This is a genomic window from Leptolyngbya sp. DQ-M1 (assembly GCF_039962505.1).
Lineage (GTDB): Bacteria > Cyanobacteriota > Cyanobacteriia > Leptolyngbyales > Leptolyngbyaceae > Leptolyngbya.
The window spans coordinates 24,734-43,481 of record NZ_JAMPLJ010000014.1 but is presented as its reverse complement, the minus strand read 5'-3'; the positions used below and the strand labels follow the sequence as shown (position 1 = coordinate 43,481).

Below are 18,748 nucleotides of genomic sequence, written 5' to 3'. Positions count from 1 at the left end.
GCAAGATGATTTCTGGGAGAAAATGATGCCATTTGAACAGAGAGTTCGCCGTCATTTTGAGCAGGATCAGAGAAAATTGGGCTTCCACACCTTACCATTTTTGCGACATAACCCTGCGATCGGGCTAGTGGCAATCACCTCATCTTCTCAATGGATGGAGGCAATATATCAGCGTTGGCGAGCAGCCACTTGGGAAAAGGTTTCAGTGATTGTTTTTATTGTTTTGTCAGTCATTACACTGATCGGGTTTGATCTACCTTATGGGCAGTTAGGTTCCCTCATCAGTGGTGGAGCAATTCCCCTGCTCAACATTCTGGTTGCAATTAAGGTCGCTTTGGGATCATGGGCAGTTGTCCTGATTTTTATTCGATATCGTGGATTGCTGTAGAAGCCCTTAACGAGTGACAACACCGTTCTAAAGCATCAAGGACAAAGGTTTGGAAGAATAGTAAGGACAAAAAATAGGGAGCCGTCTAAGGCTCCCCAAAAAATATGTTCCCTACATTCTCGCAAGCAACCCTACAGGCTCACTTATCGGAAAGCCAGTACCTCACCTTCAGCCTCTGTTGTTATTGCTACAGGCTTACCATCAGGTGAAACTCTTCGTTCTTGCCAGGTCTTCCCTCAACCGATTCAATAGCGCAGTCGTAAACGGAACCTCCAACGCTTTCTAACTCTGCCGCAACCGAGTATCAAACTGTTGTAGTTTCCCCTCGTTAAATATTAGATTCGACAAAAGCAAACCGGATGTGGCTTTAATCGAGCGTAGCGTCGCCATCTTAAGAAACTGAAACACCAAAGCGACGGCTATTGGGTTGTTGCAATTGTTCCTTTGCAGCGGGTTTGGTGCTTGATGAAACCGATGCCGGAACGGCAGCAAGTGAGTAACGGTTTTACGAGATTACAATTGGTTAGTTAACGAATGATTGTGGCGTGAAATTGGGTGAACGATCAAAAAATTGCAGAGTTTCTAGCCCCCAGCTGCACCAATCAACGGTAGCTGGGGGCTAGTGACAACGAGACAGTCATGCAACGACAGTGAAAAAGACACGCTGAAACCATTCCGATCGCAAGCGGGAGTGGCAGACCGCTCCTTCAGCTTTGATTTGAGACACCGTTCTATCCGCTTCAGAGACAACTGAAACAGGAGCAAGTTTCTCTGAGGAATATTTGACAAACAAATCTAGCTCGTAATCAATGATTGGAAATGCCAGAATAAAGCGATCGTTGCGCTTTTTATAGATGAATGGAAGGCTCTTTGACTCTCACAGTTTTGATCAGTACCGCCGTTGGTATTGGTATTGGCGCTCAGGTGATCGCTCGATATGTACAGATCCCCAGTATTGTCCTCTTGCTCCTATCGGGTCTTGCTCTGGGGGCGAGCGGGCTGCGTTGGATCGAACCCTCTCTTTTAGGCAGTGGGCTGGAAGTTATTGTTTCCTTGTCGATCGCAATCATTCTATTCGAGGGAGGATTAAATTTACAGTTTCGTGACCTGGGCAGCGTTTCGATTAGCCTTCGCAATTTAATTACGATCGGTGTCGGCATCACACTGGTCGGAGGTGCAATTGCGGCTCACCTATTGCTCGATTTTCCCTGGCCGATCGCGTTCCTCTATGCTTCTTTAGTCGTTGTCACAGGTCCAACCGTAGTTACGCCCTTATTAAAGCTGGTCGGTGTAGAACGGCGAGTGGCAACGCTCCTAGAAGGAGAAGGAATTCTCATCGATCCGATCGGAGCCATTCTCGCGGTGATTATGCTCAACATTGTGCTGAGTGGTCAGGCAGTTCCACTCGTCTTGAGTGACACGGCAGTTCCACTTCTAATCCTGAGAGGATTGCTTCTACGCTTAGGAATTGGAGTGGCGATCGGATTGATTTCAGGCGGCTTGCTGAGCTTGCTGTTAAAGCAATCTAAGATTCTTCCGCAAGAACTGAAGAATCTCGTTGTATTAGCAGCTGTTTGGGGATCATTTAGCATTGCACAAGCCTTGCGGAGCGAGTCCGGATTGCTTGCTGTTGTAGTGATTGGTATTGTCTTGCGAGCCGCTTGCGTTCCTGACGAACGGTTGTTGCGGCAGTTTAATGAACAGATCGGAATCTTGGCTAACTCAGTGCTATTTATTCTGCTTGCGGCTGACCTCTCGATCGAGCAGCTTTTCGATTTAGGGCAAGAAGGTGTAGTTGCAGTGTTAGTGCTGATGCTAGTTGTCCGTCCTATCAACATCCTAGTCTCAACTTGGAATCGTGGCTTTAACTGGCGACAACAATTCTTTTTATCTTGGGTTGCTCCGCGTGGAATCGTAGCAGCATCAATGGCATCGTTGTTCGCAATTTCTCTGAGTAATCAAGGCATGAGCGGAGGCGATACGTTAAAAGCATTGGTGTTTCTTACGATTCTCATGACTGTATTTGTTCAGGGGATGACAGCAGGTTGGATTGCGCGGTGGCTTGATTTGCGCGCAGGTCGGGTTAGAACCGTGATTGTGGGTCAGCATCCTTTAGCACGATTGCTGACACAGTTGCTCCAACAAAAAGGAGAAGCAGCAATGCTGATCGATTTTGATGTTGATGAGGTAAGCCCAGACCGATTAAATGACATTCCGGTATTAAGCGATCGCCTCAGATTAGAGGAACTAGAAGCCGAAGGGATATCCGCATTTAGCACCTTTTTGGCTTTAACCAATAGTCCAGAACTGAATGGAATCCTAGCCCAACGTGCTTTAGAACTGTTTCGTCCTGATTTAATTGCAATCTTGTCTTCATCACCGTTAGGGAATGGAAAAAGCCTCAGCGCGATCGTACCAGAAATTCAGATTGCTTTTGCTCCGCAGATTCCTCTAGAGATGTGGAATCAGTTTCTCGCCCAGAATGAGGCGCAACTCGTCGAAATTGTCTTGAACTTGCCATCGTTTTCCGCACAGCAAACAGAATTACAAACGTTAATCGCATCGAATGAGATACTGCCACTGTTAATCGAGCGTGACCAGGATTTGCGGATTATTTTTTCTAATGAAGCATGGCAAGTTGGTGATCGCATCACCTGCTTACTGCACAGATCTACCGCATCTGCGTTAAGCCTCTCGCTAACACAGCCTGTAAGTTTAGCAATGACTTGACCTGTGCTTACGCCGAAACAATCAAATCCCACAAACCCCACTTGTGTCGCGATCAACTGCGATAAGGAACGTCCAGTTTTTCACTGTTTGCTTGGAAAGAATAGCACCGGACACCAGCTTTGACGAAGTAGTTCTGCGGCAACGCTGGAAACAAGCCATTCCTGGAAAGTCCCGATCGTGCCTGAAGCGATAGCGATCGCGCTAATCCCATCCATTTGAGCCAACTCCAACAATTCAGTCAGCACTGATCCTCGGTGAAATTCTGCCTTGACCTGCAACGCTGCGGTTTCTAAATCAGCTTTCACTTGGGATAACGTGTCGCGTTCTAACTGGCTGAGTAGTTGGAGATCGGTGATCCAGCAAAGCCTACAGCACTCCAGGTACGGTCTCGGCTGCTTTTGCGCTAACTGCTTGATTTGCTGTACTAGAAAATTGGAGGTTTCACTTCCGTCGTAAGGAACTAGCAAATAGCGCAGCAGATGCTGACATCGGAGGGCTAATTCTTCAGCAGTAAAAGCAGCAATTAACTGAGGACGAAGCACCAGTAGCGGAATTGTCGTTTGGTGAGAAAGGTCAGCCATAATGCTACCGATTAGCTTTTCGGTTAGTAAGCTATGCGCTTGTGAGCCTAGCACAATTAACTCAGATTGATAGCCCTGAGCTACACGAAGAATCATTTCAACGGGTCGCCCTGATTGAACTTCTATTTTGACATCTACTCCAGCCAAGGAATTGTCAATAGCTCCACTCAAACGGCTTTGAGCTTGCTCAATTTGCTCATTATCTACCTTAGGAATAATCCCTTTCTCTGATAGTGGAACAACATGCAGAAAAACAATCTGTTTGATGCCTCCAGCAGCGAGACTGCTTACAAAATGCGTAAGACGATGCAAACCATCAGCAAAATCTGTACAAATCAGGATCTTCTCAAACATAGTAAATAGAAATAAGTATAAGATTCATGCTGATCCAAGCCCAGTTGGAATTCAGACAAAAGCTTACAACCTCAAGCAGTGTCACGCAATTCAACTTTTGATACATTTACCCGATCCTCGCTGTGTTTTCTCCGATTGCAACTATCGATAACTTCTCAATCTGACCTTGAATCGCTTTATCCAAAGACGAATCACTGTGATCCGGGACTTGGCTCCTCGATCGGGCGAACAATCGCAGGCGCAGGAGTCACTTCGGGTCTAAAAATGACCTGAAGGGCTTGCTCTAATGTTTCAGTCATGACAATCCGATTCTCGTAAGCTACCACTACGCGAACTAAGGTCGGCAAACTATTTTGCGCTGCTTCTAAATAGATAGGTTCCACATACAGGAGTGACTGCTCGATCGGAATAATCAACAGGTTGCCCTGAATTGCTCTCGAACCTTGGCGATTCCAAAGTGATATCTGTTGAGAAATCACAGGGTCTTGATTGATTCGTGCTTCAATTTGTTCAGGACCAAACACTAAACGTTCTTTCGGAAAGGTGTAAAGCAATAAGCGACCATAGTTTTCACCATCTGTCCGCGCTGCTAACCAAGCCACTAAATTTGTCCGCTGACGAGGTGTGTAGGGTAAGAGCAAAATAAACTCTTCAAACGGTACGGCAGGCAGACTGGTAATTAAATAATAGGGTTCTACTGGACGAGATTCATTTCCATAAATTTCATTCGGAATCTGCCACTGATCTTCTCGGTTATAAAATACCTGTGGATCAGTCATGTGGTACGTCATCAGCCGCTCTGACTGTAGATTAAAGAAATCAACTGGATAGCGGATATGTTGACGTAGAGTTTCCGGCATTGCGCTCAATGGCTTAAACAAGCTAGGGAAAATCTTAGACCAAGTTTGGATGATTGGATCAGTGTTATCTGCCACGTAGAAGTTAACAGAGCCGTTATAAGCATTGACCACCGCTTTAACAGAATTGCGAATATAGTTCACCTTGTCAGTTGTTGGTTCAGAATAAGGGTAGCGATTGCTGGTTGTATAAGCATCGATAATCCAGTACAGATAGTTTTGGTTTGGAGAAGGTTTCTGACCCGGAGCCTTAGAAGTGGTATCTGCGGCAACGAGATAAGGATCGCGATCGTAGCTCAGAAACGGCGCGATCGCTCGAATCCGCTGATTGATATTCCGTCGAAACAGCACTTTGGTCTCCGGGGTAAACTCCCGCGTGATCAAAACTCGCCAATCTTTCAAATACAGCGCAAATAATCCTCGCTGCCACCATGAGTTGAGGGGAATGCCGCCGCGTCCGTCATAAACGGTATAGCTGTTATCACTTCCACTCGGATAATCTAGCTCGCGCTGCCGTGTTCCAGTCATGACATAGGTATTTGCAATCTCTCCGTAATAAATTCGAGGTCGTCCAATCGGGATGCTGGCACGAATCGCTTGGCTCGATGTGACCAGCGCTCCCCCTTCAGCATCACCAATGTCTTTCACAAAGTACTCTGGCAATCCTCCTGCCCCAACCGTATTCACTGGACTGAGCGTAAACCCATATCCATGCGTGTAAATGAGATGGCGGTTAATCCAGGTTTGGGCTTCTTGGGGAACAGCCGTATAATCTAGCTCGCGTGCCGCAATTAGGACTTGTCGCTGCTCGGTTTGAGACTGAGGCGATTGGCGACTGGAGGGATTTTTGGGTGCGGTCGGTCGCTGTGCAGGTGCTTCTGTTTGTAGGGTATAGCGATCAATGTCTGCATCTGGAAATTGATAGTAGAGCCGAATTTGTTGAAGTTGACGATTCGTATCAAGGAGTGGACGCTGATCCCAGAGACGAATGTTGCGAATTGTGAGCGGATTGGCTTGGAGGTCAGCTTCGCGGAGTTGTCCCTGGGGATTGAAGGTTTGGGCATCGATCATGTTCAGTGCAAACGCTTGTCGAGTCAGAGCGATCGTGCGTTCAAGGTAGGGACGTTCTCGAACAAGCTCATTCGGCTGCACAATGAGATACTGGATTACTTCTGGTACAACTAATCCAGCAGCGGCAAATACGCCATAGATCACTAAGCCAATTCCCACCCAACGACGGCGTTTTGATTTCGGTCGCCAAAACATCCAACGCCACAATAGATAAGCTGCAATGATCAGGGCTGTCAGTCCCAACACGATGTAGGCAGGCAACTGGGCATTCACATCGGTATAACCTGCGCCATAGGTGACTCCACGAGCAGAATACAGCAGTTCATAGCGACTCAACCAGTAGCCAAATGCGATCGTCGCCATGAAAAGACCGCTCACTCCGAACAAGTGCCGTTGTTGAAGTGGCGAAAATCCTCTAAACCAGCCCTCGCTTAGGCTATCTCCCGATGTCAAATAAGTTAAGCAAACCGAAATAAAGCCGTAGAGCGAAAGTCCAATCAACCAAAGTGCCAGAAGTTCTCCAAAGGGCAGCGTGAAAATATAAAATCCAATATCTCGGTTAAATAGAGGGTCTGTTGCATTAAATGCTGAGGGATGAAGGTATTGCAGGACGTTTGCCCACTGTTGAGAAGCAATAAATCCTAGCAGTAAACTGAAAATCAGCGCGATCGCATTAAGTAGAAACTGAGGATAAACCAGGACGGCGATCGCGGCTGCAATTGCAAGCCCTATGTACCATAGTTGAGCACTCAGTTGTTGTCCAATCTGCCAAATGGCAACAACATTAAAGATTGAGATAGATGTTGGAATGCTTGCAGCCTCTAATTGCCAATATTGGATAGCAATCTGAGCGTAGTGAATGAACATTAACCCAACGAGCAAGCTTAAACCAAAAGCAAGCGGTATTAGAGTTCTAAACCGTAAAGCAAGAATCGCTAGTGGATCTGGGTTAAAGCCATTGTGGGGCTTGGACTGTAAAGGGTAGCGAGTTGATGCAGAGGTTCGGGTGAATTTGAAGCGTGGATCAGATTGCTTCTCAGCCTCAATCGATAGCGACGGGTACTTCAATCGGTTTGCGGTCTTTAAGTTCCATCGAAAATAGACGATCGTGACTGCTGTCACGATCGTCCATAGCACTCCTTGAGTCGTGAGTCGAAGCAGGAATACGGGGAGATGGTTTACTTCCTGAAACCAAAGGAATTCGGCTCCAAGTCGGGCAACAACATCCAGTAAAATCCAACTACCGAGGCATAGAACGAGAAATCGCAAGAAAGCCTGTTTCACACTCTTAATCATGCTATTTAATGCACATCCTTACGGCTTCAATATCGCATATTGGGAATGAGCAGAAGATCGAACGCTTCACCAAAGGCAATTCCCAAACTCGCGATCACAGCAAGCTGCACCCAGATGCGATGCGGTTCAGATTGAATCGATCGCATCTCAAGATTCGCCCAGAACGTTGCAACCGCAGGAAGGAAGATCAACCCTAAAAATTGAAAATCAGTCACAAGCAGAATCAGACAGATGGTAACGGTAAGGCTAATCGCGAGCGTGATGAACAAGCCTTGAGAAGTTAACCATGTCAACTGGTTGAGGATAGGAGTTCCTTTTCCAGCCGCTATCAACATCACCGCAATCACAGCAGCCCCCGCAATCCAGATAATGTGGTGTGTAGCTAGATACCATCCCAGCAGCGCATACGCTGACCATAATACCCACAGAGCCAACCAGGGCATCCGACCTACCGATTCAGTCTTCATGTAAAGTGATCTCCAAGGCGGCTCATTTATAATAATGGAAGGATATTTGAGTGCTGCAATTTTGCAAAAACTTGTTGGATACAAGCAGCAATTACAATACTCTATTGATTTTTTAGCGTCTATCCATCTATCTCAGTAATGCCTCTGAAATCCCTCCGAAATCCCTCCGAAATCCCTCCGATTTTCTGACTTTAATTTGGTAAGCTATTCTCAAATCAAAAGATTTTTCTAAGGATAGCAAGCGGGGTCGGAGGGTAAAATTCTGGCTCCTATTTTTTGTGCTTTCCCATTGCCAATCATCGCCCTGCTCGTTGGCTTGCTGGGACTCCTGATCAAACAATGGCAGCATCGTTTCTAGCTCAATCAAAGGGATCAATGCGATTCGCCAAAAGTGCAACCGGAATCATCGGCAACGCAGGCAATAAACAGATCAGCCATTGATTCAGGTTCAAGGGAGCCGTTTCAAACAAAGCATTCATCACACTCCATTGACTAAAGATTACCTGTAAAACAACGGCTCCAGCAATTCCATACAGAATGGCACGGGTATCACCGAATGAAATGGATTGTTTCCCGCGAAGTTTAGCAATCAGGGTTTTACCTAATTGACTAATGCTGAGTAGGTAAACAATCCGACCGGCAACGAGTGCTTGAATTGCCATTGTTCGCGCTAGTGGCAGATTTCCGGTCGTTTGACGGACCCATTCAAACATCCCGAAGATCAAAATCCAATTAAAGATGGAGATGGCTAAAATTCTGTAGATTAGAGGTCTTGATAGTAAGGGTTCACGCGGATTGCGCGGTGGATGTTGCATCACACGCTCGGCTTTTGGCTCGAATGCCAGGGGAACAGTCATGGCGATCGAGTTCACCATGTTGAGCCACAAGACTTGCAGCGATAGAATCGGCAAGGCTCTGGCAAACAAAGCACTAATCAAAATCGTCATTGATTCACCACCATTGACTGGAAGAATAAACGCGATCGCTTTTTTAAGATTTTGATAAACGGTGCGTCCTTCTTCCACAGCGGCTTCAATTGAAGCAAAGTTATCATCGGTGAGCAACATATCTGCGGCTTCTCTTGCCACATCGGTTCCTGCGCCACCCATGGCAACACCGATGTCTGCTTTTCTCAATGCAGGTGCATCATTCACGCCGTCTCCGGTCATGGCAACGATTTCGCCCTTGGATTGCAATGCCTCGACGAGCCGCAACTTTTGAGCCGGAGCAACCCGCGCAAATACCACACTGTCCTCTATGACCTGGGCTAGTTCTCGATCATCCATGCGTTCGAGTTGCTGTCCACCGATCGCAGCCGCATGACCCGCATTTTGGAGTCCGATGCGTTGAGCGATCGCTTTTGCGGTTGTGACATGATCGCCCGTGATCATCTTCACTTGGATACCTGCGGATTGGCAGGAATGGACTGCCGCGATCGCTTCAGACCGAGGCGGATCAATCATGCCTTGTAAGCCTAAGAAGACCAAGCCGGAGTCAATGTCATGATGGTCGATCGACGACTTAGATTTAGATACGATTTTCTTCGCAAACGCTAACACTCGTAAGCCTTCTTGTGCCATCGTTTCGACTTGTTGTTCAATGCGGCGACGATCTAGCGGATGGTGATCGATCGTCTGTTCACAGCGTTTGAGAATTGCTTCGACTGAGCCTTTCACATAGATGACGCGCTCTGTTGCAGCCTCATGCAGAGTTGCCATGTATTGAAATTGCGACTCAAACGGAATCGAATCGATACGAGGCAGTGACTGTGAGATTTGAGTCAAAGAGAGTCCTGCTTTGTTTGCAGCAGCGATTAATGCGCCTTCGGTTGGATCGCCTATTACTGTCCAACGATCGTTCTCCTCCTCTAGATGAGAGTCATTACAGGCGAGTCCGGCAGTTAGACATTCTTGTAAAGCTTGTGCCTTGTGTAAACTTACGGCTGCTCCAGTGGAGCCGGCAATCCTACCGTCGGGACTATAGCCCGTTCCACTCACTGGATAGATTTGATTGCCTGCACAGATCGTTTGTACAGTCATTTGGTTTTCGGTCAGCGTTCCGGTCTTATCCGAACAAATGACGGTCGCACTTCCAAGTGTTTCCACGGCAGGCAGTTTTCGCACGATCGCGTGTCGCCGCGCCATTCGATTTACCCCGATCGCTAACGTCACTGTCACTACCGCAGGCAATCCTTCAGGAATCGCGCTTACGGCTAACGCTACCGCTGCTTCAAACATTCCCGCCAGCGATTGTCCTTGTCCCACACCCACAGCTAACGTCAGCGCTGCCAGCGCCAGAATGATGTAGAGTAAGGTATGGCTGAATTTGGCGAATTTGCGTGTCAGAGGAGTGCTGAGATCAGTTTGTTGGTCGAGTGATCGCGAGATCTTGCCTACTTCGGTTTCGTTTGCCGTTGCGACTACAATGCCGCTTCCTTGCCCAAAGGTGACAAAACTGCCTGCATATGCCATATTTTGTCGTTCTGCTAACGGCGTATCGGGTCGCAGTGGTTCAGCAAGTTTTTCAACGGGAACGGATTCTCCGGTTAGTGCTGATTCATCAATTTGTAAGTTACGAACGGTAATTAAGCGCAAATCTGCAGGAACCTTGTCGCCTGAAGCGAGGAGTACCACATCCCCTGGAACAAGCTCTTGTGAAGGAATGCGTTGTTTTTGTCCGTTGCGAATCACTGTTGCTTCTGTGGTGACAGCCTTAGCAAGAGCAGCGATCGCACCTTCTGCTTTCGACTCCTGCACATACCCAATGATCGCATTGATGACCGTCACACCCCAAATCACCGCCGCATTCGTCCATGATCCTAGAAATGCTTTAATGATGCCTGCCACAATCAGAATATAGAGCAAGGCTTGATTAAACTGGAGCAGAAACCTCAACCAAGCAGGCTTGTTTGGTTTAACGGTGAGTTCGTTCAATCCATACTGTTGTTGATTGCGGCGAACTTGTTCAGAAGACAATCCTATTTTGAAGTCACTGTCAAACTGCTGAACAACCTCAGTAGTCGCTAGTTCATAGTAAGGGCGAGACGAAGGCTGAGAGATGGTGGTCGGAGTCATAATCGTAGTACAACGCAATCAATGCGGTTATCTTTTAGTAACGGAGAATGAAGCATCTCCTAAATAGCGCAAAAAACATGAGTGACAAATCGCTATGCTTCTGAATAATGGGAAAGCTGCTGTGCGATCACTTCTAACATTGCCGTAGGATAAAATGGTTTTGTGATGTATACGGCATTGAGCTTCTTAGCGATTCGGCGATAACAATCGTCTTCTGCACTCGTACAGAGAATGACAGGCAGTGCTGCTGTTGCACTATCTAGCCTGAGTTGGCGTAAGACTTCTAGCCCATTGAGTCTAGGCATATCGATGTCTGAAATGACTAAATCCGGCTGTTGTTCTTTAATTTGAGCGAGTCCTGAACATCCATCTGCTACGCAAACAACTTCATAACCCTGTGGAATCAGTATGCTACGCAGCAAATCCTGACTGAGAACATTGTCTTCTAGTACAAGAATTTTGACCATTGTTGATAATTAATGGATAGAAAAAAGTCCCCACTCTTCAGAAAACATTAAAGAACTGGAGCAAGTAAGGAGGGCAAAGAACCAGGAACGACGAACCGTTTTTCAGCATTGCCCAAAGCGTTTTCCGAGCATTGGTTATCTTATTGTTAGCAAAGAGTTGTTAGAAAACTGGGGGTAGATCGGAGGGATTTCGGGGGGATTGGATCAATCGAGTTGCTTCATACGGTAGCCTAAGCCATGCACCGTTTCAATCAAATCATCAGGAGCGCTAGCGTTTCGCAATTTTTGCCTCAGCGTTCGGATATGCGTTTTCACGGCTTCTTCAGTGGGTGACTCATCGATCGACCAGAGCCGATCAATAATTCCAGGTCTACTCAGGACTCTACGACCATTGGCAAGCAGTAATTCTAGCAGTGAATATTCTTTGCGCGTTAGGGTTAGTTGTTGCTCTCCATACATCACCTCGTAGGTCGTGGGATCAAGGCATAACTTACCCCAACACAGCTTCGAGCGAATCGTCGTACCGCCGCGTCTGAGCAATGCGCGAATTTGCGCCATCAGTTCTTCGAGGTCAAACGGCTTCACCATGTAAACATCAGCGCCTGCATCCAGTCCAATAATTTTGTCCGCGATCGTATCGCGTGCCGTTAACATCAACACCGGAATCGAAGCATTGCGATCGCGCAACTGCTGACAAAATCGAATCCCATCAATTTTTGGCAGCGTGATGTCCAATAGAACTAGATCAAAGTCCGTCATTTCGACCCAATTCCACGCAGCTTCTCCATCTTGTGCCACATCGACGGTGTATTGACGATTGGTGAGTGCTTCCGTCAACATTTCTGCGATTTGAATATCATCTTCTACAATTAAAATTCGCATCGGCAATTGAATGATGAGACGCTAGAGTTTAGTTAGATTATGCCGTTAGTTCAAGACTTTTTGCAGCGTCGCGATCGCAGATTTGCCTTACCATCAGCGCTTATGAACCAGTCATTGGAAGGAAAATGGATTCGAGCAGGATTGGGGCTAGCCTTTCTGTTAATGGGGGCGGTCAGTTTCGTGTCGTACCAGAATGCCACCCAATTAATGGAAAGCTCCCAACAGGTACGGCAAACGAATACGGTCTTGCAATCGCTTACTGATATTTCTGCTACGTTGACGGAAGCAGAATCGGGACAATGGCGGTATATTCTGTTCGAAACTCGCGAAGATTTAGAGCGCTATCAAGCGGCTGTCAAAGCACTCAACACTGAAGTATTTCGATTGCAAACAGCTTTAGATAGTACACCCGAACAACAACAGCACGTTGATGCTCTAAAGACGCTCATTACTCAACGAATTACATTGCTACAGCAAGCCGTAAACGGTCAGACAAATCAACGCACAACGCCTCAAAATCTCCTGTCGGCCCAGTTCAAGGAGAATCAAGATGCCATTCGCCGAGTGATCAACGAGTTACGCACGACCGAGGAAGAATTGTTGCAGACTCAAATGCAGCGATCGCAGTCGAATCTTCAAGTGAGAATGCTGATTGAGGTGTTAGGAACAGTCTTAACGTTTATGGTGCTACTAGGTGTGTATGCCTTGCTCTATCAACAAATGATCAAACGCCATCGAGCCGAAGCGTTGCAGCAAAAGTTAGCTCAACAAAAAGAACTCAGTGAAATGAAGCTCCAGTTCTTCTCAATGGTGTCGCATGAGTTCCGCACCCCGCTGAGTTTGATTGTTGGATCAGCACAACTTTTAGCAGAAAGCCTCAAACCCATGCTTGATCCGATTAAGCTCAAGAACCTAAATCGCATTCATACTGCTGCTAAAGGAATGACTCAAGTGCTGGGCGATATGTTGACGTTGGCACGCGCTGATGCAGGGCGATTAGAATTCCATCCTGCTTGGGTTGAGATGCAAACGTTTTGCCTCAATCTGATCGAAGATTCGCAATTGTTTAGTGAAACGCGACGATCGATTAAATTTATTCAGCAATGCAATTTAACCCATGCTTGGGTCGATGAGAAATTACTCTATTCAATCCTCAGCAATTTGCTCTCGAATGCAATTAAATATTCTCCACCCGACAGCACCATTTATTTCATGTTCAGAGATCAGCCTGACAGTCTCATCTTTGCGATCAAGGATGAAGGGATTGGCATCGCCATCGAAGACCAACACAAACTTTATGATCCCTTTAGTCGCGGGGGAAATGCGAGAGGCATCTTAGGCACTGGATTAGGGTTAGCGATCGTGAAAAAGTGCCTCGATTTACATCAAGGACAGATTGACGTGGAGAGTACACTGGGCTGCGGATCGACCTTTACGGTGCAAATTTCCCAGGCTAAACCACAAGATCATGACTTAGGGTAATTCTCTAACTGAGTCAAAGTGAGTATCACTAGAAAGGGTAAGCCCTGAATGGTATGGAGCATCTAATGCTAACAACATTGATCGCAGAGGCAACGATCGAAAGCAACCTCAAACCTTTTTTACTGGTTCTAGCGGTGTCTCTCAGTGTGGCAACCCTGCCTCAGTTCTTTGGCTGGTTTCGTCGCATTCCCTACACGCTGCTGCTCGTCATTGTGGGTCTAGGTTTAGCATTTGTCGATGTTCGTCTTGTCAATCTTTCTCCGGAGTTAATTCTCTCTATCTTTTTGCCCCCCCTTCTGTTCGAAGCAGCCTGGAATCTGAGATGGGCAGAGCTAAAGCAGCAATGGATTCCGATCAGTCTTTATGCAGTGTTGGGCGTGGTTATATCCATCTTAGGAGTTGCATTTGGCTTACATTATCTGGTCAGTCTACCGCTAACTACAGCATTGTTAATTGGAGCAAGCTTATCCGCTACTGATCCCGTTTCAGTGATTGCTCTGTTCCGAGAGTTAGGGGTCGGTAAACGCTTATCAACAGTGATGGAAGGCGAAAGCCTATTCAACGATGGAATGGCAGTCGTTGCCTTTAGTCTGCTAGTGGGATTACCCCTGGGAACCGCAACCCTGTCACTCCAATCGATTTTGGGTCAGCTTTTCGTCGTTGTCGGAGTAGGCGTTGCAGTTGGCAGCTTGATCGGATTTAGCATTTCCTACCTCACCCAACGATTTGATTTACCGTTAGTTGAACAATCCCTCACGCTAGTTTCTGCCTATGCGACCTACTTAATTGCTGAGGATTTGGGTGGCTCTGGTGTCATTGCAGTGGTAGTTGTCGGACTGATTTTAGGGAACTTTGGCTCTCGGATTGGTATGAATCCCCGCACTCGGATTATTGTGACCGAGTTTTGGGAATTCCTTGCCTTTTTTGTTAACTCGATCGTGTTTCTGCTCATCGGGGATCAGATCCACTTCTCAGTTCTCGACGACAGTTGGAAAACGATCGTTGTGACGATTCTCGGAATGATTTTGGCGCGAGCAATCACGGTTTACGGTTTAGGACGCTTGAGTAATATTTTCACATCGACAGATATCTCGATGCGAGAGCAAACCTTGCTATGGTGGGGTGGCTTACGGGGATCAGTTGCGATCGCGCTTGCCTTGAGCGTCCCGATCACCTTACCGGAGCGGGAGGAAATTATTACCGTTGTGTTTGGTGTGGTTCTCTTTACCCTGCTGGTTCAAGGCTTAACCATCAAACCATTATTAGAAGTTTTGAAACTGCTCGGTGATCAGCCACTCCGTCAGCAGTATGCTGAGGTAATTGCGCGTTTAACCGCGATGAATCGAGTATTGGATCACCTGCACCAAGTCCAACAGCGTCCGGGCATTGAGCCAGAATTCTATCGTTACCAAGAGTCTTTAGTGAAAGGAGAAATCGAGCGCCTCAGCCAAGAAGCAGAGCAACTCCAGTCTGAGTATCCGAGCCTCAATGGGTTTGCGAATGATCAACTCCGTGAGGAACTTTTGGCAGTAGAAGCCGAAACCTACGCCGAGCTAGTTCAATCCGGTCAACTAAATCAAGAACTCGCTCCTCTGATGCAGCAAGCATCTGAAATAGACTCAGTATAAATGACTGTACCCTGGACTTGTTCGCTCCAATTTCTTGTGATTTCAACATCCCCTATTTCAAAGCCATTGATGCTATGGTGCTTTTCATTCAAGCGATCGTTTGTGTAGCGTTAGTCATTGTCGTAGGATCAAGGCTGTCGCGAAACGCGGATGTTCTGGCAGAAAAAACAGGATTAGGACGCACTTGGGTCGGTGCTATTTTATTAGCAGGAGCAACCTCATTGCCGGAATTAGCAACCGGAATCAGTGCAGTCACCGTTTTTGATGCACCAAATCTGGCTGTCGGTGGCATTCTAGGAAGTTGTTTATTTAACCTCTTGATTCTTGCCATTCTAGACATTTTCACAGGTCCAGAACCATTACTGCGGCAGGCACAAACGAGTCATGGACTAGCAGCTGGGCTAGGATGTGTAATGCTGGGTGTGGCAAGTTTAGGCATATTGCTGTCCGCCCAACAAACTCCATTAACTTTGGGTTGGATTGGATTGCCGAGTCTGGCATTACTGCTCTTGTATGGAATTAGTGCCCGTTTGATTGCTCAGTTTGAGTTGCGACGGCGGGAAGACATATTAGAGCAGGAGTCAGAAATTTTTCAGTATAGGCATATTTCCAGCAATCGAGCTTACCTGACGTTTGTGCTGCTAGCAGCCGCGATCGTGGTGTTGGGGATCTGGTTGGCAGCCTTGGGAGATCAAATTGCAGCAGTAACCGGACTAGGACAAAGTTTCGTGGGCGCTCTCTTACTAGCGGCGGCAACGTCACTGCCAGAAGTTGTCGCTTCATTAGCGGCAATTCGCCTAAATGCGGTTGATCTTGCTGTGTCTAATATATTTGGCTCAAATCTATTCAATCTAGCAATTCTGGGAATATACGATCTTGCTTATGTTCGAGGAAACTTACTCAGCAATATCAATCATTCAGTTCATTTGTTAACTGCGATCGTCGCGATCATCATGACCCAAGTTGCTCTAGTGGGATTACTGTACCGAGCAGCACGAAGAACTCGGCTGTATCTCACCTGGGATGGTATCGCAATTATTGCTTTATATCTTGGTGGGATGTATATCAACTACCGGGGCTAGGACGATCGCAGTTGAGAATTGAGGCGTTTAATTAACCAATAGCTGATGGAAAGCGCCAAGATTGCAATGCCTAAAGCAATGAGATCCGAATTATTGAACTTACTGAAATCAAAGATAATAATCTTACGTGCGACCGCAATCAATGAAGTTGCAATCACGAGTTCCAATCGAACGGTGTTTTCTTGTAAGTAAACTGTGATGTTTTCAAGCAGTTCTAGCGCAATGAGGATGTTGAGAAACAGTCCGAAAATGTCAATTAATGCTCGATTGAAAAATCCAAATGGCTCCTGCAACAAATCCTTAGCTAAAATCAGAATTAGGTCAATTAATGCAACAGATATCACAATCAGCATCGCAACTGATAGCACTTTGGAAACAAATTTCTCAAATCGTTGAATCGAACTGACATAGATATCATCAGCAAAAAAGCATGAGAGGTTTTGGATCAGTTTCTTCCATACAGGTCCCATAATTATCGTTTCTGGTGATGAGTAACAGGAAACCTGGAACGGAGGGTTTGACTCGCCCTTACCGTTCACAGCTTCTCAACGTCAACTAACTGCAGCCTTGAGATGAACTTGCTCAACCGCTTGGCTGAGGGCTTTGGTACGATCGCTCAAGAAACGATCGGCAGACACTAACTCGGTAATGCCCAATTTTCCGGGGCGTTGTCGAATTTTCTCCGTTGCTCCCACGACAAAAATCTCAACTCCTTTATCATGAGCGTCCCGGATTGCATTCTCGATCGCGAGCGAAGCCGTTACCCCTAACAAAGGAACATCGCTCAAATCCAGCACCAGCACATCAACCTCTTTCATGGCATTGTGTTCTCGTGCGATCGCTTTAGAAACGCCAAAGATCATCGGACCACTCAGATAAAAGAGCAGAACCCGCCCATTGGCTTTATCTAGCAGATATTTCTGTTCTGGTGTCAGTAATAACTCATCGTCAGTATCTGTGATCGTTCTAACTTCTTGCGATTGAAGATTACTGAGACGCTCGATCGTCAAAATATTAGCGATAAACACACCGACACCCACTGCCACAATTAAGTCCACAAACACCGTCAGGAGCAGCACCCCATACATAATGATTGAGCCGCGTAGAGAGACCTTATGAGCGCGCTTGAGAAAACTCCAGTCGAGAATATCAATTCCAACCTTGAGCGCAATCCCCGCCAGCACTGCCATCGGAATGGGCTGCGTCAGTCGTGCTGCTCCCAGAACCACCACAAGCAGAATGATCGCACGAGTTAGACCAGACAGCGCCGATGTTGCCCCCGCTTGAACATTGACGACTGTTCCCATCGTGGCTCCGGCTCCCGGCAGCCCGCCGCACAAGCCAGAAACTAAATTTCCAATGCCTTGACCGATCAATTCTTTATCAGATTGATGTTCAGTTCGAGTCAAGCTATCTGAGATGACGGCAGTTAATAGGGTATCAATACAGCCGAGTATGCCTAACATCACTCCATTCACCAGTATGAGGGTCAATTGATTTGCGGTGAATGTCGGCAGTTGCAAGGTGGGTAATCCAACCGGAATCTCTCCAATCCGACGGATGTTGGCATCTTGAAAAACAACTAAAGAGACGATCGTGCCTACAATCAACGCGACCAGTTGCGGCGGAACTAGCCGCTTCAGTTTTTTCGGCATCAAGAAAATGATAGCCAGTGTCAGAATGCCGAGGGTTGCTTCTGCCGGATTAATGTTGGACAAAAGCTGAGGCAGGTTTTGCACAATGCCCAACACGCCGCCTTTAGGAGTCGGTTGTCCGATAAAGGGTGCAATTTGCAAAATAATCAGAATCACACCAATTCCCGACATGAAGCCAGAAATCACACTGTACGGCATCAACGTAATGTATCGCCCCAGCTTGAAGATGCCAAAGAGAATTTGAAAGACCCCTGCAAGCATGACAACCGTAAACGCCATTGCCAAGCCTTGATCGGGATTGCTTGCTGTGAGACTGGCAACGATCGCGGTCATCACCACGGTCATAGGTCCAGTGGGTTCAGAGATCAACGTGGGCGTGCCGCCAAAGAGTGCCGCAAAGAAGCCAACACACACAGCACCATACAAGCCCGCGATCGCGCCTGCACCCGAAGCAACCCCAAATGCTAGCGCTAAGGGAAGCGAGACGATCGCGGCAGTGATACCGCCAAAGAGATCCCCTCTGATGTTATTGAATCGAATTCGATTGGTGAATTGCATTGAACAGGTGAATGAATAGGATGCAAAAGAGCGCTCCAAGGCTTAAGACAGCTGCCCTTAGAGCTGCGTTCATAACTGGATAGCTGCCTGCAGATGTGGCTAGCTAAATTGCAGGAAAAGCTAATCTTGATTAAATCAAAAAGGCTGCCCCTAAATAAAATCTGGAGGCAATCCAT

Annotated in this window: 13 protein-coding genes and 1 pseudogene; 6 read left to right on the top strand and 8 right to left on the bottom strand. The window is 46.9% G+C overall.

Annotated features, from left to right (window positions below):
* From NC981_RS23330 to NC981_RS23320, 3 genes and pseudogenes are all read left to right on the top strand, one after another.
* Nucleotides 1-388 (top strand): MnhB domain-containing protein (locus NC981_RS23330; protein WP_348245171.1); only part of this gene is annotated, 388 nt, incomplete at its 5' end.
* A gap of 104 nt (nucleotides 389-492) precedes the next feature.
* A pseudogene (locus NC981_RS23325) lies at nucleotides 493-766 on the top strand (IS4 family transposase); the annotation flags it as partial.
* A gap of 492 nt (nucleotides 767-1,258) precedes the next feature.
* On the top strand, nucleotides 1,259-3,118 hold the full coding sequence (locus NC981_RS23320) for a cation:proton antiporter (RefSeq protein WP_348245169.1): 1,860 nt from the start codon (nucleotides 1,259-1,261) through the stop codon (nucleotides 3,116-3,118).
* An 80-nt stretch (nucleotides 3,119-3,198) separates the two neighbouring features.
* On the opposite strand, the gene NC981_RS23315 is transcribed toward NC981_RS23320, so the two are convergent.
* The 6 genes from NC981_RS23315 to NC981_RS23290 all read right to left on the bottom strand — a co-directional run bounded on the left by NC981_RS23315 (nucleotide 3,199) and on the right by NC981_RS23290 (nucleotide 12,167).
* The gene (locus NC981_RS23315) at nucleotides 3,199-4,053 is read right to left on the bottom strand and encodes a universal stress protein (RefSeq protein ID WP_348245167.1); all 855 of its coding nucleotides are present in this window, start codon (nucleotides 4,051-4,053) and stop codon (nucleotides 3,199-3,201) included.
* A gap of 191 nt (nucleotides 4,054-4,244) precedes the next feature.
* A complete protein-coding gene (locus NC981_RS23310; protein WP_348245165.1) occupies nucleotides 4,245-7,277 on the bottom strand; it encodes a UPF0182 family protein in 3,033 nt (1,010 codons plus the stop codon).
* A gap of 26 nt (nucleotides 7,278-7,303) precedes the next feature.
* Nucleotides 7,304-7,744: a hypothetical protein gene (locus tag NC981_RS23305; RefSeq protein ID WP_348245163.1), complete on the bottom strand. Its 441-nt coding sequence runs from the start codon at nucleotides 7,742-7,744 to the stop codon at nucleotides 7,304-7,306.
* 359 nt (nucleotides 7,745-8,103) lie between these two features.
* A complete protein-coding gene (locus tag NC981_RS23300) occupies nucleotides 8,104-10,818 on the bottom strand; it encodes a cation-transporting P-type ATPase (protein WP_348245161.1) in 2,715 nt (904 codons plus the stop codon).
* Between the two features lie 92 nt (nucleotides 10,819-10,910).
* Nucleotides 10,911-11,285 (bottom strand): response regulator, encoded by a 375-nt coding sequence (locus NC981_RS23295; RefSeq protein ID WP_348245159.1) that lies wholly within the window; start codon nucleotides 11,283-11,285, stop codon nucleotides 10,911-10,913.
* A 204-nt stretch (nucleotides 11,286-11,489) separates the two neighbouring features.
* Nucleotides 11,490-12,167: a response regulator transcription factor gene (locus NC981_RS23290; protein ID WP_348245157.1), complete on the bottom strand. Its 678-nt coding sequence runs from the start codon at nucleotides 12,165-12,167 to the stop codon at nucleotides 11,490-11,492.
* Between the two features lie 39 nt (nucleotides 12,168-12,206).
* On the opposite strand from NC981_RS23290, the gene NC981_RS23285 reads away from it, so the two are divergent.
* The 3 genes from NC981_RS23285 to NC981_RS23275 all read left to right on the top strand — a co-directional run bounded on the left by NC981_RS23285 (nucleotide 12,207) and on the right by NC981_RS23275 (nucleotide 16,359).
* Nucleotides 12,207-13,649: an ATP-binding protein gene (locus NC981_RS23285; protein ID WP_348245155.1), complete on the top strand. Its 1,443-nt coding sequence runs from the start codon at nucleotides 12,207-12,209 to the stop codon at nucleotides 13,647-13,649.
* Between the two features lie 65 nt (nucleotides 13,650-13,714).
* A complete protein-coding gene (locus tag NC981_RS23280; protein ID WP_348245153.1) occupies nucleotides 13,715-15,277 on the top strand; it encodes a Na+/H+ antiporter in 1,563 nt (520 codons plus the stop codon).
* A gap of 74 nt (nucleotides 15,278-15,351) precedes the next feature.
* Nucleotides 15,352-16,359 (top strand): sodium:calcium antiporter, encoded by a 1,008-nt coding sequence (locus NC981_RS23275; RefSeq protein ID WP_348245151.1) that lies wholly within the window; start codon nucleotides 15,352-15,354, stop codon nucleotides 16,357-16,359.
* Here the strand turns inward: NC981_RS23275 and NC981_RS23270 are convergent.
* Together NC981_RS23270 and NC981_RS23265 are read right to left on the bottom strand one after the other, a co-directional pair.
* The gene (locus NC981_RS23270; RefSeq protein WP_348245149.1) at nucleotides 16,356-16,829 is read right to left on the bottom strand and encodes a phosphate-starvation-inducible PsiE family protein; all 474 of its coding nucleotides are present in this window, start codon (nucleotides 16,827-16,829) and stop codon (nucleotides 16,356-16,358) included. The genes NC981_RS23275 and NC981_RS23270 overlap by 4 nt on opposite strands.
* Nucleotides 16,830-16,910: 81 nt before the next feature.
* Nucleotides 16,911-18,572, bottom strand: coding sequence for a SulP family inorganic anion transporter (locus tag NC981_RS23265; RefSeq protein WP_348245147.1), 1,662 nt, complete (start codon nucleotides 18,570-18,572; stop codon nucleotides 16,911-16,913).
* Nucleotides 18,573-18,748 lie beyond the last annotated feature (176 nt).

Excerpts from the sequence above, each read along its gene's own strand:
- NC981_RS23315 (WP_348245167.1), bottom strand. The coding sequence starts at position 4,053 with ATGTTTGAGAAGATCCTGATTTGTACAGATTTTGCTGATGGTTTGCAT.
- NC981_RS23310 (WP_348245165.1), bottom strand. The coding sequence starts at position 7,277 with ATGATTAAGAGTGTGAAACAGGCTTTCTTGCGATTTCTCGTTCTATGC.
- NC981_RS23305 (WP_348245163.1), bottom strand. The coding sequence starts at position 7,744 with ATGAAGACTGAATCGGTAGGTCGGATGCCCTGGTTGGCTCTGTGGGTA.
- NC981_RS23300 (WP_348245161.1), bottom strand. The coding sequence starts at position 10,818 with ATGACTCCGACCACCATCTCTCAGCCTTCGTCTCGCCCTTACTATGAA.
- NC981_RS23295 (WP_348245159.1), bottom strand. The coding sequence starts at position 11,285 with ATGGTCAAAATTCTTGTACTAGAAGACAATGTTCTCAGTCAGGATTTG.
- NC981_RS23290 (WP_348245157.1), bottom strand. The coding sequence starts at position 12,167 with ATGCGAATTTTAATTGTAGAAGATGATATTCAAATCGCAGAAATGTTG.
- NC981_RS23285 (WP_348245155.1), top strand. The coding sequence starts at position 12,207 with ATGCCGTTAGTTCAAGACTTTTTGCAGCGTCGCGATCGCAGATTTGCC.
- NC981_RS23280 (WP_348245153.1), top strand. The coding sequence starts at position 13,715 with ATGCTAACAACATTGATCGCAGAGGCAACGATCGAAAGCAACCTCAAA.
- NC981_RS23275 (WP_348245151.1), top strand. The coding sequence starts at position 15,352 with ATGGTGCTTTTCATTCAAGCGATCGTTTGTGTAGCGTTAGTCATTGTC.
- NC981_RS23270 (WP_348245149.1), bottom strand. The coding sequence starts at position 16,829 with ATGGGACCTGTATGGAAGAAACTGATCCAAAACCTCTCATGCTTTTTT.
- NC981_RS23265 (WP_348245147.1), bottom strand. The coding sequence starts at position 18,572 with ATGCAATTCACCAATCGAATTCGATTCAATAACATCAGAGGGGATCTC.